The sequence below is a fragment of the Pseudoalteromonas sp. L23 genome, assembly GCF_021728455.1.
Taxonomy (GTDB): Bacteria; Pseudomonadota; Gammaproteobacteria; order Enterobacterales; family Alteromonadaceae; genus Pseudoalteromonas.
This window is the reverse complement of sequence record NZ_JAKKCW010000002.1, coordinates 535,382-549,856: the sequence shown is the minus strand read 5'-3', so window position 1 is coordinate 549,856 and position 14,475 is coordinate 535,382. Positions and strand designations below refer to the sequence as shown.

12 protein-coding genes are annotated in these 14,475 nt (G+C 43.4%); 9 read left to right on the top strand and 3 right to left on the bottom strand.

Going from position 1 to position 14,475, the window contains the following annotated elements; translation table 11 throughout:
• Nucleotides 1-383: 383 nt before the first annotated feature.
• The 6 genes from L3V43_RS06260 (at nucleotide 384) to L3V43_RS06235 (ending at nucleotide 6,169) form a co-directional block, all read left to right on the top strand.
• A complete protein-coding gene (locus tag L3V43_RS06260) occupies nucleotides 384-1,688 on the top strand; it encodes an NAD(P)/FAD-dependent oxidoreductase (RefSeq protein WP_102056675.1) in 1,305 nt (434 codons plus the stop codon).
• A 538-nt stretch (nucleotides 1,689-2,226) separates the two neighbouring features.
• The gene (locus tag L3V43_RS06255) at nucleotides 2,227-2,874 is read left to right on the top strand and encodes a TetR/AcrR family transcriptional regulator (RefSeq protein WP_237116168.1); all 648 of its coding nucleotides are present in this window, start codon (nucleotides 2,227-2,229) and stop codon (nucleotides 2,872-2,874) included.
• Nucleotides 2,871-3,818, top strand: coding sequence for an HlyD family efflux transporter periplasmic adaptor subunit (locus L3V43_RS06250; RefSeq protein WP_237116167.1), 948 nt, complete (start codon nucleotides 2,871-2,873; stop codon nucleotides 3,816-3,818). Before L3V43_RS06255 ends, L3V43_RS06250 begins: the two co-directional genes overlap by 4 nt.
• Nucleotides 3,815-4,747 carry an ABC transporter ATP-binding protein gene (locus L3V43_RS06245; protein WP_102056677.1) on the top strand — a complete coding sequence of 311 codons (933 nt, stop codon included), beginning with the start codon at nucleotides 3,815-3,817 and terminating at the stop codon, nucleotides 4,745-4,747. The genes L3V43_RS06250 and L3V43_RS06245 overlap by 4 nt, the downstream gene beginning before the upstream one ends.
• Nucleotides 4,731-5,873, top strand: a complete 1,143-nt coding sequence (locus tag L3V43_RS06240) for an ABC transporter permease (RefSeq protein WP_010371660.1) — start codon at nucleotides 4,731-4,733, stop codon at nucleotides 5,871-5,873. Before L3V43_RS06245 ends, L3V43_RS06240 begins: the two co-directional genes overlap by 17 nt.
• A 44-nt stretch (nucleotides 5,874-5,917) precedes the next feature.
• Nucleotides 5,918-6,169, top strand: coding sequence for a lysine transporter LysE (locus tag L3V43_RS06235; protein ID WP_237116166.1), 252 nt, complete (start codon nucleotides 5,918-5,920; stop codon nucleotides 6,167-6,169).
• A gap of 56 nt (nucleotides 6,170-6,225) precedes the next feature.
• Here the strand turns inward: L3V43_RS06235 and metG are convergent, their stop codons facing one another.
• The gene (gene metG / locus L3V43_RS06230; protein ID WP_237116165.1) at nucleotides 6,226-8,262 is read right to left on the bottom strand and encodes a methionine--tRNA ligase; all 2,037 of its coding nucleotides are present in this window, start codon (nucleotides 8,260-8,262) and stop codon (nucleotides 6,226-6,228) included.
• A 202-nt stretch (nucleotides 8,263-8,464) separates the two neighbouring features.
• On the opposite strand from metG, the gene apbC reads away from it, so the two are divergent.
• The 3 genes from apbC (at nucleotide 8,465) to L3V43_RS06215 (ending at nucleotide 13,081) form a co-directional block, all read left to right on the top strand.
• Nucleotides 8,465-9,568, top strand: a complete 1,104-nt coding sequence (gene apbC / locus L3V43_RS06225) for an iron-sulfur cluster carrier protein ApbC (protein WP_237116164.1) — start codon at nucleotides 8,465-8,467, stop codon at nucleotides 9,566-9,568.
• 2 nt (nucleotides 9,569-9,570) lie between these two features.
• The gene (gene dcd / locus L3V43_RS06220) at nucleotides 9,571-10,155 is read left to right on the top strand and encodes a dCTP deaminase (protein WP_010371648.1); all 585 of its coding nucleotides are present in this window, start codon (nucleotides 9,571-9,573) and stop codon (nucleotides 10,153-10,155) included.
• A 460-nt stretch (nucleotides 10,156-10,615) separates the two neighbouring features.
• Entirely contained in the window at nucleotides 10,616-13,081 is a 2,466-nt protein-coding gene (locus L3V43_RS06215; RefSeq protein WP_237116163.1) for an EAL domain-containing protein, read from the top strand.
• Here the strand turns inward: L3V43_RS06215 and L3V43_RS06210 are convergent.
• Both L3V43_RS06210 and L3V43_RS06205 read right to left on the bottom strand, forming a co-directional pair.
• Nucleotides 13,041-13,829 carry a CLCA_X family protein gene (locus L3V43_RS06210; RefSeq protein ID WP_237116162.1) on the bottom strand — a complete coding sequence of 263 codons (789 nt, stop codon included), beginning with the start codon at nucleotides 13,827-13,829 and terminating at the stop codon, nucleotides 13,041-13,043. The genes L3V43_RS06215 and L3V43_RS06210 overlap by 41 nt on opposite strands.
• 9 nt (nucleotides 13,830-13,838) lie before the next feature.
• The gene (locus L3V43_RS06205; RefSeq protein ID WP_237116161.1) at nucleotides 13,839-14,429 is read right to left on the bottom strand and encodes a tRNA-uridine aminocarboxypropyltransferase; all 591 of its coding nucleotides are present in this window, start codon (nucleotides 14,427-14,429) and stop codon (nucleotides 13,839-13,841) included.
• Between the last annotated feature and the right edge of the window lie 46 nt (nucleotides 14,430-14,475).

The window sequence follows — 14,475 nt, the reverse complement described above, 5'->3', positions numbered from 1 at the left end:
AGCTGATACAAAAAGACACATAACCCCGTGGAGTGCAGAGATACTATTCTCGGCTCAGAGTATGCTTACATTCAGTCTAGTCTCTATATTAAAAAGTGCATTCAACCAATATGGTTAGTACAACAATTATCTAGAACTGAATGTAAAATTGACCGGCAGGGGGGTTACCTTAGCCGATATACGAACCGCATTTTTTGGCTCTGAGCGTCCATAGACTTGGGAAAACTGTTGAATAATTTTGACGTTATTCGCTGACAAATGAACTAAAAAGGCGCACAATAGTAGGCGTTGCCAGACAAGGTATTTCATGATGGATTTGAAATACCTAAGTGCTTTTCCAAGACCCTAGAGTACTTAAGTATTATACTTTTAAGGGCAACGTGATGAATACGCAACTTCCTAAAATCGTGATCGTCGGTGGTGGTGCTGGTGGCTTAGAGCTGGCAACACAATTAGGGCATAAACTCGGAAAAAAACGCCAAGCAGAAATCTTATTAATTGATAAAAATCGCAGTCATATTTGGAAACCGTTGCTTCATGAAGTCGCGACAGGGTCTATAGACGCTGACTTAGATGGAGTGGTTTATTCTGCTCATGCAGCAAAGCATTATTATCAGTTTCAGCTCGGCAGTTTTAGCCACGTAGACTCAATCAATAACACCATCACGCTGAGCGAGCTAAAAGACGAACTCGGCCATCGTATTCTCCCAGAGCGACAAGTCAGCTATGACTATTTAGTGCTCGCTATTGGTAGTATTAGCAATGATTTTAATACGCCGGGGGTCAAGGAGCATTGCTTCTTTCTCGATTCAAATCAGCAAGCTGAGCGATTTCAGCATGCACTCCTCGATAACTTTACACGCTTACACCAAGACGATGATCCAAAGCACTCGTTAACTATCGGTATTGTTGGTGGTGGCGCTACTGGCGTTGAGCTGTCTGCCGAGCTGTATCATGTATCAGACATGTTGAAAATGTACGGGCTGAATAAAATGACTGCCAAACGCCTTCGTATTGATTTAATAGAAGCAGGTCCTCGAATATTACCAGCACTACCTGAGCGTATTGCCAATTCAGCTAAACGGGAGCTTGTGAAGCTAGGTGTCACGGTGCGAGAAGGCACCCAAGTAAAGCAGGCAACTGAAGACAGTTTTATTACTAAAGAAGATGAACAGTTAAAGGCAGACATCAAGGTGTGGGCTGCGGGGGTAAAAGCCCCTGACTTTATTAAAGAGATTGGACTGTTCGAGCTTACTCGTAATAATCAAATTAAGGTAAATCAATACTTACAAAGCAGTGTAGATGAGCATATTTATGTCATCGGTGATTGCTGTGCATTTACCCAAGCGGATGGTACTCAAGTGCCGCCGCGTGCTCAGTCCGCCCATCAAATGGCGCAATGTGTAGAGAAAAATCTAATCGCCACACTAAAAAATCAACCTTTACAAGAGTTTACCTATAGTGACCACGGCTCTTTAGTGAATTTATCTCGATATAGCACCGTAGGTAGTTTAATGGGTAACCTAACCAGCAATAGCTTTTTTATTGAAGGCAAGATAGCGCGATTTATGTATATCTCACTTTATAGAATGCATCAGCGCGCAATCCATGGTATCGCAAAAACCTTTGCACTTTGGATAAGCGAAAAAGTGCTTAGAGTGGTGCGGCCAAAAATGAAACTGCACTAAGTTAATCTGACTTCAGATAATTAATGTCTTTCTAGCAGCTAGTTTTAGCGCTAGCTGCGTTGAATTCACGTCCAATAACCAGCTATTGGTGCGTAAATGCGCCTTGCCTAAAGGATGTAGGTACCAGCGTAATAGCAGGGCACGAGAGCAGAGTTTCCCCAAAACTCTCCGGCTAAGTGAAGCAATTTTTTGCATTTCAAAAGCCGATGAAATTCGGCTTTTTGCTTTGTTGGCTTTGCTATTTGAATATCAACTATTAAGTGACTGTCCATGATAACGGCATATGAAATTCGGCTTTTTGCTTTGTTGGCTTCGCTGTTTGAATATCAACTGTTAAGTGACTGTCCACGATAATGGCCTTGTAATCACGTCATAACTTACTCAATTTGTGTGCCTGTCCACGAAAAGGCCAGATAACCAATGAAAGTTTGATGTAGATTAGTGATTAATCATTTCCTCTTTTTTGATTAACGAAAGCTGTCGTGAAGCTTGCACATTTGTCCTAGTATATTAATCAAGTGATTAATGGAGTTGAAACATGACAAATAAGCTAACGGAAGCCGCTGTTACCCCGAGAGAAAAGCTCATCACCGCTGGTAAATGTTTGTTTATTAACCGCGGATATAATCGAGTCACGACCAGGGCAATTGCGGACCTTGCAGAGGTAAACATTGCTTTGATTAAGTACTACTTCGGCGATAAAGCGGGGCTGTTTGAAGCGGTATTTCGCGAAGTTGCAGCACCTCTGCTGAGCTTGCTTGAAGGGATTAAAAAATCACAGTTACGCGAACTCTCACCGCTCATTTTAACTCAGTTTATAGAGCGTTACTTTCAGGTGATGAGCCAATACCCAACGCTACCTAAGATCATTTTTATGGCATTACATGATACGCACTCTAAAGAGCATGAAATCATAAAAAAGATTTTCTTTGAGCATGTAGAGAGCGGTGTCAGTAGCTTAAACTCGACCTTTCAAACGCTTTCGCCTGCAGAGCCCATTCGAGCTGAATGGTTACTTTTAACCTGCCTTGGCTTGTCGGCATTTCCTTTTTTGGTGCCACCTGTGATGCAGCCGCTACTTGGTATCGAAAACTCGGATACTGAGCAGTGGCGCTCCCTTGGCAAACATCAGCAAGCTATTTTTAACGTGTTTCTATCCCAGCATATTGAACGGAAAACATCATGAAAACACCGTTTTACATCATTAGTTTTGTGTTACTGACGCTTTTGGTTGGTTGCTCTAAACCCGAGCGTAAAATCTTCGGCATTATCGAACGACCGCAGGTGCAGATCAGCAGCCCAACCGGAGAGTTATTAGTTGAGTTGCTGGTCGAGCGCGGCGATAAAGTGGTAAAAGGACAGCCACTGGCGAAAATCGATGACGTGGTGCAGCAACAACAGGTTAATGCTATTGAACAGCAAATCGCGCGCTTGCAAGCGCAATATAGATTGTTACTCTCTGGCACCCGAGTTGAACAAGTCAAACAAGCCAAAGCAAGGGTGCATGCAGCACAGGCCGCTTGGGAAGAAGCTCAGCGGCAACTTGTTCGGCAGAGGCAGTTAATCAAAGACAAGTTGACCTCTCAAGATAGGGTCGATGCCGCCTCAGCCAATGTCGAGTCGACACTTGGTATTTTGCAAGAGGCCCAAGCGCGTTTGAAAGAGCTTGAAAATGGCACGAGAGAGGAGACAATCGAACAAGCAAAAATCGCAATTGCAGAAGCACAAACACAGCTAATTATCGCCAATAAACAGCTCGCTGATCTTACCCTTAAAGCACCCACTTCCGGCGTTGTCGAGGATTTACCTTGGCGTGTTGGTGAGCGTCCCATTAAAGGTGCACCGATTATTTTGCTGGCTGCTGACGACAAAACATTCGCACGGCTTTATCTGCCGCAAACCCAGCTTGCTAAAGTCTCTTTGGGAAGTGTGCTAAATGTGCATTTCGATGGCAGTGATACAAGTCTACAAGGCACCGTCAACTACATTAGCCAAAGCGCGAGCTTCACACCTTATTTTGCACTTTCACAAGAGGAAAGAGCACGTTTAATGTATGTGGTGGAAGTGCTGCTCACTGATAAAGTGACTGTCCCGTCAGGCACGCCGGTATGGGTGGAGCTGCAAGAATGACCAAGGAAATCGTGATCCAAAGTGAAGGGTTGGGTAAGCAGTTTAACGACTATTGGGCGGTTTCAGACCTAGACCTTACCGTAAAACAGGGCGAAATTTATGGCTTTCTAGGGCCAAATGGCTGCGGAAAATCAACCACAATCCGAATGTTGACTGGACTGTTAACACCAACCACAGGTCATATCAGTATTATGGGAAAGGATGTGCAGGCACATGGTGAAAGCTTGCGTAATCGATTAGGCTACATGACGCAAAAATTCTCCCTATACGAGTCGCTAAGTGTGCTGGAGAATCTCGAGTTTGTGGCGAAAATTTATGGTTTATCACGCAATGATGTTAAGCGTAGAGTGGCTGAGCTGCTACAGGAATACCAATTAGAAGATAAAAAATCGGTGCAGTCCGGTGCATTGAGTGGTGGACAAAAACAACGCCTCGCGCTTGCCGCCGCTGTTATTCATAAACCAGAGTTGCTCTTTTTAGATGAGCCGACGTCAGCGGTTGACCCGGAAAATCGTCGTGCATTTTGGGAGCAGTTATTTAGTTTAAGTGCGCAGGGCACGACCATTTTAGTGTCTACCCATTATATGGACGAGGCAGAGCGTTGTCACCGCCTTGCTATCTTAGAGCAAGGTGTAAAGCGTGCGGATGATAGTCCCATCGCGCTGATGGAACAGTTAAAGGTTTCGGTGTGCGAAGTTGTGGGTGACGACGTTGCGGCATTAAAAACACGTTTAGCTTCATTACCGAGTGTGATTTCCGTCTCCCAAATAGGTGCTCGCCTAAGGGTGTTGATAAACAAAAAAGAATCACAACCTCTGGCATTATTGCGAGCTGAATCTGGAGGTGGTTACGAAGTGGATTTCACTCGCGCTAACCTCGAGGATGTGTTTGTAACGAGCACAGGGAGGGGCTATGCTGAGCTTGCGTAGGTTAAATGCCATCGTCAGTAAAGAGTTTATGCAGCTGGCACGCGACCGTATTACCTTTGCGATGATTGTGATGTTGCCATTGGCGCAGCTGTTGCTATTTGGTTATGCAATTAATACTGATGTGAGACATGTTTCCGCAGGTATTGTAGATTTTAGTCAGACTTATCAATCCAGACAGTTGATCCAAACCGCAGCCAACACTCAAGTTGTTGACTTTATCGGCTATTACGATTCAATTGCGGCGGCTGAGCAGGCCATTACCAGAGGAAAGGTGAATACCGTGTTGGTTATTCCTGCTGATTTTGTGCGTCGGCAGCTCAATCGTGATTATCAACTAAGTGGCTATAAAGTGGGTAATAGTACGGCGCAACATAGCGTTGCACAGTGGTTGATTGATGGTTCCGATCCGCTATTGAGTGGTGCCGTGGCAGGACTCAGCAAGTTGCCAATTAGCATCAAAAGGTTACCTATGCCTGCACTGCCAGACCCAGCTTTTGCGCTGCAAAATTACTTTAACCCAGAGAAACGTTCGTCGGTTAATATTATTCCCGGTTTGATTGCTATTATATTAACGATGACGATGATCCTATTTACCTCATCAGCGCTGGTTAGAGAGCGTGAGCAGGGTAATATGGAATTTCTTATCACCACACCGGTTCGGCCAACCGAACTAATGTTAGGTAAAATTCTACCTTACATTCTTGTTGGCTTTATTCAAATGGCGATAATACTATTTTTAGGACATTGGCTATTTGATGTACCGCTCAATTTTGATATGCCAAGTTTACTTATCGTGACGTTGTTGTTTATCACCGCGAGCCTTACCTTAGGACTGTTGATCTCCACCAAAGCCAAGAACCAATTACAAGCAATGCAAATGACGGTTTTTGTGTTACTGCCTGCGATATTGCTATCAGGATTTATGTTCCCATTTGCCGCGATGCCAAGAGCGGCGCAATACCTTGCAGAGATCTTACCTGCCACACATTATGTACGGTCGATCCGAGCTGTGGTACTTCGAGGCGCGCATTTCAGCGATTTGTATTTTGATTTACTCTGTTTAGTCGCCTTTAGTGTGATTGGCTTTATGATTGCGACGATGCGCTTTAAAAAGCGATTAGATTAGTTGTGTAAATATTGAATAGCAAAGGATGGGCATTAGTCTTTATTATGTTTACGCTTTTTAGTGAGCAAGTAAATGATACCTTCGGCGCGTTGGGCAATTTAATTCTGGTGTTATGGCTTGCGATACTCAACATTTCGGTGCATTTGGTGTGGATTAAAGCTGGCGACTTGTTGGCTCGAGTGTCGAATAACCCAAATTATAATAAATGGTTGAATCGGTTTTACGGCGGCTGTTTGTATCTGGTCGCGGTTTGGTTAATTTTCGATAATGAAATTTGGCGCGAAGGTTTGATCTGAGCAAAAATAAAGGCTTCTAAATTGAAGCCTTTATTTGTATACAAGTAATAGGGTGATTACATCACTCGCATGCCAGGCTGTGAGCCCTCGTCTGGATTTAAGATGTAAATTTCTTTACCACCTGGGCCTGCAGCCAACACCATGCCTTCTGACATACCAAAACGCATCTTGCGAGGTTTTAGGTTTGCAACCATTACTGTTAACTTGCCGATAAGATCTTCAGGTGAATAAGCAGACTTAATGCCAGCAAACACCTGGCGCGTTTCACCACCTAAATCAAGCGTAAGTTTAAGCAGTTTGTCTGCACCCTCAACATGCTCTGCGTTAGCAATTTTTGCGACACGCAGATCAACTTTGGCAAAATCATCGAATTCGATTTCCGCAGCGATTGGCTCTTTGGCAAGTGGGCTATTCGGATCTGCTGCTACAGATTGACCGCCCACTTTCTTTTCAAGGCTTTCTTTAGACGACTCGATCATCGCATTCACTTTATCAAGTTCAACACGCTGCATAAGTGCCTTAAACTTATTGATTTCATGATCAACAAGGGCGTTGTCAACGCTTTCCCAACTTAGCTCAGTGTTTAAGAAAGCTTCTACATTTTTCGCCATACCTGGAAGGATAGGTTTTAAATAAGTAAGTAGTACGCGGAATAGGTTAAGACCCATAGAGCACACTTGATGTGCACGCTCAAGTGTCTCTTCATTCTTTGCAAGCACCCAAGGCGCTTCGGCATCAATAAACTGGTTTGCTTTGTCAGCAAGGGTCATGATTTCACGCACTGCGCGGCTGTATTCGCGGTTTTCAAAATGTGTCGCGATTGAATCCTTTGCAGCAACAAAGCTAGTTAGTAGCGCTTCGTCCATAATAGAGCCGCTTAGCTTGCCGTCAAATTTCTTAGTAATAAAGCCTGCGCAGCGACTCGCGATGTTTACCACTTTGCCCACTAAGTCTGAGTTTACGCGTGCCGCGAAATCTTCTAAGTTGAGGTCTAAATCCGTAACGCCGCTGTTTAATTTAGCCGCGTAGTAATAACGTAAATATTCAGGGTCTAAGTGTTCAAGGTAGGTACGAGCCTTTACAAAAGTGCCTTTTGACTTAGACATCTTAGCGCCATTCACGGTGACAAAACCGTGAGCGAATACGTTATTTGGTTTACGGAAATTAGCGCCATCAAGCATTGCAGGCCAAAATAGGCTGTGGAAGTAGATGATGTCTTTACCGATAAAGTGATAAAGCTCGGCGTCAGAGCCTTCGCCCCAAAACTCGTCAAAGTTTAGGCCTTGTTTCTCGCAAAGGTTTTTGAAGCTTGCCATGTAACCGATTGGTGCATCCAACCAAACATAGAAATATTTGCCAGGCGCGCCTGGGATTTCAAAACCAAAATAGGGGGCGTCACGGCTGATATCCCACTGCTGCAAGCCGTCTGCAAACCATTCGTCTAGCTTGTTCGCCATTTCAGATTGCAGACTACCTGAGCGTAGCCATGTTTTTAGCATGTCTTCGAATGCAGGTAAGTCAAAGAAGTAATGCTCTGAATCTTTCAAGATGGGTGTCGCACCAGACATCACCGATTTTGGCTCAATCAACTCTGTTGGGCTGTAGGTTGCACCGCAGGCATCACAGCTATCGCCATTTTGATCTTCAGACTTACAAGTCGGGCAAGTACCAGTAACAAAACGATCTGGTAGGAAAATGCCTTTCTCTGGGTCAAATAACTGTGAAATCGTGCGCTTTTTGATATAGCCTTTTTCGTCTAAACGAGTGTAGATAAGCTCGCTTAGTTCACGGTTTTCGTCACTGTGTGTGCTGTGATAGTTATCAAACTCGATATTGAAGTCTGCAAAGTCACGCTGACGCTCAATACTTACCTGCTTAACCATTTCTTCAGGTGTGATACCTTGCTTCTGTGCATTTAGCATGATTGGCGTGCCGTGCGCATCGTCTGCACATACATAATAGGCTTCATGGCCTTGTAACTTTTGGAAGCGAGCCCAAATATCGGTTTGAATATATTCCAGCAAGTGGCCTAAGTGAGTGGGGCCATTTGCGTATGGTAATGCACTGGTAATGAGAATTTTTCTCTTCGTCATAACGATTCCATGAATTTAGCGCGATCTTTCTAATTGATGGTGTTGAATTGGTTGATTATTCACCGAGTTAACACTTGAATGGACAAGTGTGCTTAGTGACTCACCTTCGTTCAGACCATGAACCGCGAATTGACTGGTTTTAATGAGTTGAATGTTACATAATTCCGTGGCTATTTTCATCACCCAGAGGAGTTTAATTTGTATGTTTGGACTGGAAAAATGGTTTGCCAAGGGGAAAAACACCAAACAGGCAATCATTGAGCTTTTAAATGGCTATCGTAGTGCGGCATTACCAGTAGGTATTGATGCCAATTGGGTCATCAAAACGCAAGAGTCAAAAACGCAAATCCAAGTACATATTAATTTCCCGTTTGCTATTCAATGTGATCAAGAAATTGCCAGTTATCTGCAGCAACACTTAGGTAAGCCAATTGAGGTGACATCGAAAGTCGTCGTAGTCGGCAGACCAAAATTTAAAGCCATTAAACATATTATTCTTGTTGCCTCGGGTAAGGGCGGGGTTGGTAAGTCTACCACTGCGATTAATTTGGCGTATGCGCTACGTGCTCAAGGCGCGAAAGTCGGTGTGCTAGATGCTGATATTTATGGCCCTTCGCTACCTAGTTTACTGGCTCTTGAGGATGAAAAACCTCAGGCGAAAGATGATAAAACCTTACTACCAATTGAAAAGTCGGGTATTAAAGCCATGTCTATCGGCTTTTTGGTCCCAGCAGAGGACGCCACTGTTTGGCGAGGACCAATGGCTTCTCAAGCGCTTACTCAATTGTTAAATGAAACGGATTGGGGTGAGCTGGATTATCTGATTGTTGATATGCCGCCAGGCACAGGAGATATCCAACTGACCATGACGCAAAAAGTGCCAGCCAGTGGTGCGGTGATTGTCACTACACCGCAGACCTTGGCGCTAGCAGATGCACAGAAGGGCATCGCGATGTTTGAAAAAGTGCAGCTCCCCATTTTAGGTTTGGTCGAAAATATGAGTTACTTCAATTGTGAGCAATGTGGTAGTCGCAACCACATTTTTGGTCACTCTGGTGGCACCACGCTGGCGAGTCGCTATGGTGTGCCTTTGCTTGCGGAAGTACCGCTTAACGAACAGATCAGAACAGCAACGGAGCAGGGCGAAGATATCATTGCCACAGTCCGTGAGCCTAATTCAGAAAGCAAGACTGACAATCATGGTATAGCAGATCACTATGTTGATTGTGCCCAACTGATTGCCAGTATGTTATATTACCAATCAGACTCAACATCGGGTGTTGAGATTGTGATGACGGAAGACTAAGAATGAGATTATCGGATACCCATATTCGAGAAGCGATTGAACAACAACGTATAATCATCGAACCTACACCTAAGCCAGATATGATTTCAGGCGTTACCGTGGATTTAAGACTGGGTAACAAGTTTAGAGTGTTTCAGGACCATGCCGCGCCTTACGTTGATCTCAGTGGTCCTAAAGATCAGATCAATGCCGCGATGGAATCCATCATGAGTGACGAAATTGTGTTAGAAGATGGCCAAGCGTTTTTCTTGCACCCTGGTGAGCTGGCGCTGGCAATGACGTATGAAAAGGTAACCCTACCTGCCGACCTTGTTGGTTGGTTAGATGGCCGCTCGTCGCTGGCAAGGCTAGGTTTAATGGTTCATGTTACTGCGCATCGTATTGATCCCGGTTGGTCTGGAAACATCGTATTAGAATTCTATAACTCAGGTAAGTTGCCTTTGGCACTTAGGCCAAACATGAAAATAGGTGCGATGAGCTTTGAAACGATGACAAGTGCTGCGCAATTCCCTTATAACGAGCGTAAAGACGCCAAATATAAGGATCAAAATAGTGCGGTTGCTTCGCGTATTAGTGACGACAGTTAATTGAATAGGTAGGCGAGAGGATTTGTGTGTAAATAGTTGGCCTATTACAAACAAATCTGACGCTTAGTTTTGGAATAACAGCGGCTGGAGAACAAGTTGTTGTTCCAATCTTATAATTAAATATTTAACCCCCTATAACGGCATGCCATCTTTACATTTTTGATCCCCCATCAAATAACCATAACGATTTAAATTCAATAATATTTTTGCATTTGCTTTGATCCAAACCATACTTATTGTAATGCGTTTTTTATGTTGTCGGCGAAAGCGTCATGCGAATGACTGCAGTAGACAAAGTGAAATAGGTATTAGTGCGCGAATGGCGTTGCCTACTGATTTGCAAAGAGAAGCTCATAGCGAATGTTTTCAGGTTGGTGTTTTTCTTGAACGTTAACGCTTGGTTCTTTGCATAACGAATAGGCTGATAAATCACCGTCAAAGTGACTCAAGGAGAATGGGTATGTGGCTTAGCGCTGCTAGGTATGCCACACTGATGTTTACGATAATTGTGTGTTGCATCTTTGCGATGTTGGCTACTGTTGAAACGCAGCTGGCCGCAGAAACTATAGAAGCAAGACCTTTAATTTCAGTAGGCTATGGTGACTTTTCCGAGGCCCAGTTTAATGTATCGCAAGAAACGGTAATTATTCCAAAGGGTGTTGCGGTTTGGCTTCGAATCACAAACCTCGTTCGCGATGATCTGTCAGACCAAGTGCTAACAGTCGCACGTCCATCCATGGGCAGTGTTGAGTTTTTTACCACGGACCCTATTGGAAAATTAACTCAAATCCCCGCAAGTAATAATCATACATCGTTATCCCACTTTTCCCCCCATTTGGTAATTGATGCAAATAGCCATATTGAGCCGATCGTTGTTAAAGTTCAATCACCCTATGTTTCCTTGTCCAGAGTGAGTATTGATCCTTATGAAGTTTATATAGAAGATACCAATGCTCATCTATTTTTAACTGGATTGTTTCTGGGGGTAATGTTTTTATTGAGTATTTTCATGCTCAGTACCGGTATTATTTCGAAACGCGCAAGCCTGCTTTCGGTTGGTGGCTATTTGCTGTCATTAGCCTGCCTTTACGTCACCCATAAAGGACTCGCTGATATCTTTTTCAGCTACCAAAATAGCATTCATTTTTTACATTACAGTGGCAGCTTTGTGTGTTTTGCACTCGGCTTCAGCCTTTTGTTTTTTCATCATTTCCTTACTAAAAATAGGCTTGATAGAAAGATAAAGCTAACCATCAAGACGACCGCATATATCTACTTACTAAGCGGTGTGATTGTGGCGTTTGCTAAAGTGGATTTACCGTTTGCACTTCAGTCCATAATGGTTATTGGTGCGATTGTATTAAGTACGATGATTTTGGTAAGCCAAGATAAAGACAGTCGTAAAGAAGTCTATTTTTGCTGCGCAATTTGGTCTCCCATGGTGGCGGTATTAATTGGTTTTGCTGGGAGTCAATTAATACAACCAAGTGAGCAAATATCAATCGTAAACCATGTGCTGATCAACCTACATTTAATGCTCTTACTACTGTTTGTGGTTTGGCATGATGCGGAAAAGCGGCGTATGTATATTCATTATGCTGAGTTTGATAAAGAGACTGCACTTCCCAATAAATTCGCCCTGTTTGGTTCGCTCGCTAAGCTTGAGGAGCAAAATAAAGCGCATACATTGTTGCTTTTTAAACCACTGATCCTGCCATCAATAAGACTGAGTTTTGGCTTAACCTTTGCAAATCAGCACATCAATAAGTTATTCAAAGAGGTCTCTGAGCAAATCAATACTTATGGTAGCGCTGCCGTTGCAAATAAAGGAAACACACCTATTTACCGCCTAGAAGACCAAGTGTTTGCCATCGTGCTTGATGGTAAAATAGAGGTCAGTCAAGTTGAGCAATATGTATGTATTTTATCTGCTGTATTCGAAGAAGGGGTTGGCTATAAAGACACGCAGATTGTCGATAGTCTAGAGGTTGGGGTAGCGAATTATCCAATGCATGCAAAATCCACTGAGAAGCTTATCCAGCGCGCGCTGCAGGCTCTTAATACTAAGTCACACAATGGTCAACGTTGGCATCTATTTGATGTTGAAAGCTCTATTTCGACTGAGCGACAATTAAAGCTCACCTCGTTTCTTAAAAGTGCGATAGAACATGAACAGTTCAGTTTATTCTTTCAGCCGCAGGTAGACCTCAGGACTGGCAGGGTATTTGGCTCGGAAGTGCTACTGCGCTGGCTTCACCCTGAACTTGGTTACATACCACCTGACGAATTTATTCCGATTGCGGAGTCTTCAGGGCAAATTTATGAGATCACCGAATGGGTGATTGAGCATGCGCTTCATTATCAAGCTGAGATAACCAAGTTATTGCCTGAGCACGTTATTTCAATCAACGTATCTGGTCGTGACTTGAGTAGAAGAGAGTTGTCGGTACAGCTTATTACGCTTATCAATGAATTATCACTCGCACCTTCTCAAATAATGATAGAGATCACGGAATCTGTAACGATAGGAAAAGAAGCAGAGCTTAAAGGGGTGTTAGATGATTATCGTTCAATCGGCGTAAAGGTGGCGATAGACGATTTTGGTACTGGATATTCCTCACTTGCATATTTGAGTAAACTTGGATTTGATGAACTTAAAATTGATAAAAGTTTTGTGATGGATATTGAGACATCTAAGAGCAACCAAACAATTTGTAAAGCGACGTGTGATATGGCGCACAGTTTAGGATCAAGGGTGGTGGCAGAAGGGGTTGAGGATATCAATAGCTACATTCGTTTGCAGGCCTATGGCTGCGACTTTGCACAGGGCTATTTTATTTCACGTCCGTTGCCGTTCACGGAATTTAAGAGTTGGCTAAGTAAAGTCACCTATGCTGGTGATATAAAATCTTTCCTAGTTCGCTGAAGTAGTGAAAAATGAGCTCAGCGCATCGTTTTCTATGTTTATGCTTTGGGTAAATCCCCAGTTTTTCTTGTTCTGAACCTTTAATTCCCGCGGCCAAAAATGAATTTGATATATCGCTGTGGTAGGCAATAATGGCCTCGAACATCCGAGCTGTTAACTCCTCGGGCAGTGCGTAATAAATCTGTTTGTTTGCGCTATCAGCAATCTTGGCGGTATGAAAATACCGATTTGCTTGTTGATGTTGTTCATCTAAAAAGGTATGCGCAAAAAACGTTGCTAAAGCATTGTTCAGTGGGTGTGATACGGTTTCGGTAGAAAGTAACCAAGCTGATGATGCAAAAGGCTTTTTTGGCTGTGTTATTAAATGCTGGCAAATATAGTGATCAAATGCATGCCACCATTCGTGGGCAAGTGCGCCACCACCGGCATTTTTTGCTAACGCGAGTGTTCTCGTATTTGCTGCATAATGCGCTTGAACACCTTGTTGACCGCCTGTGCCAAAATCAAAATTAAGTGTTCCCCGAAGGCCAATGACTTCTGGTGGTACTTGTAGTATTTGGGCTAGATCTGCGAGGGCATCATAAATTAAATTGGCGGATAAACGGGTTTCTTCGGGCGTAACCCAATGACCAATGGTCATGGTTTTAAAGCCAAAGGTCTGTTTGATTTCACTGAAATCAACTTGATCGCCGAATCGATAATCGGGTCCTCGACGAGTGTATCCGCGCTGTAGTCTCGAGCTTGGCATTTTCTTCCTTTAATATCGAGCCTTAACATCATCAGGCATTCGCTTCATCTGCTCTTTCACCATACCAGCTTGAAGTTTGTAGAGAACCGAAGTTTCGCATCGATCTACAATCTCGAGAAATTGAGCTGCCGCTTCAAGTGTTGATAAACTGTATTCATGTTTAGATTTACGAATAGTATATTCACTTGCATTGACCGAATCGAACTGGAAACTGGGCAACTGGCTTAGCCACGGGTTGAGCTTATAAAGCTTAGTGGCTTTCTTCCAAGTACCATCCAATAAGATGATGGCATCAAGCTTTTGAGCGTGATTATGTTCTGTAGTTAAGGTCTTAGCGTGGCTGTTTGGGTAGAGCAGTGCAACATAGTTTAGGTTGCAGAAGTTAATCAACTCTTCAAAGTCAGTGGTATTTTCTCCAACATACAGCGCAAAACTGCCTAACTGCAAGGCGAGGAGCTTTGCGGTATTCTTGGCGACTTTTACTTCGCTTGGGTGCTGCATGATAATAACTTGAGTCGCATTTGGTATCACGTTACCAATATAGGAGCATACGCAAGTTTTTGTGGGAAACTGGCAGACTGGACAGGTATTACGTTTCATGTTTAACGAGGTGTTTCTTAATATAAGTCATATTTTATCATATCTT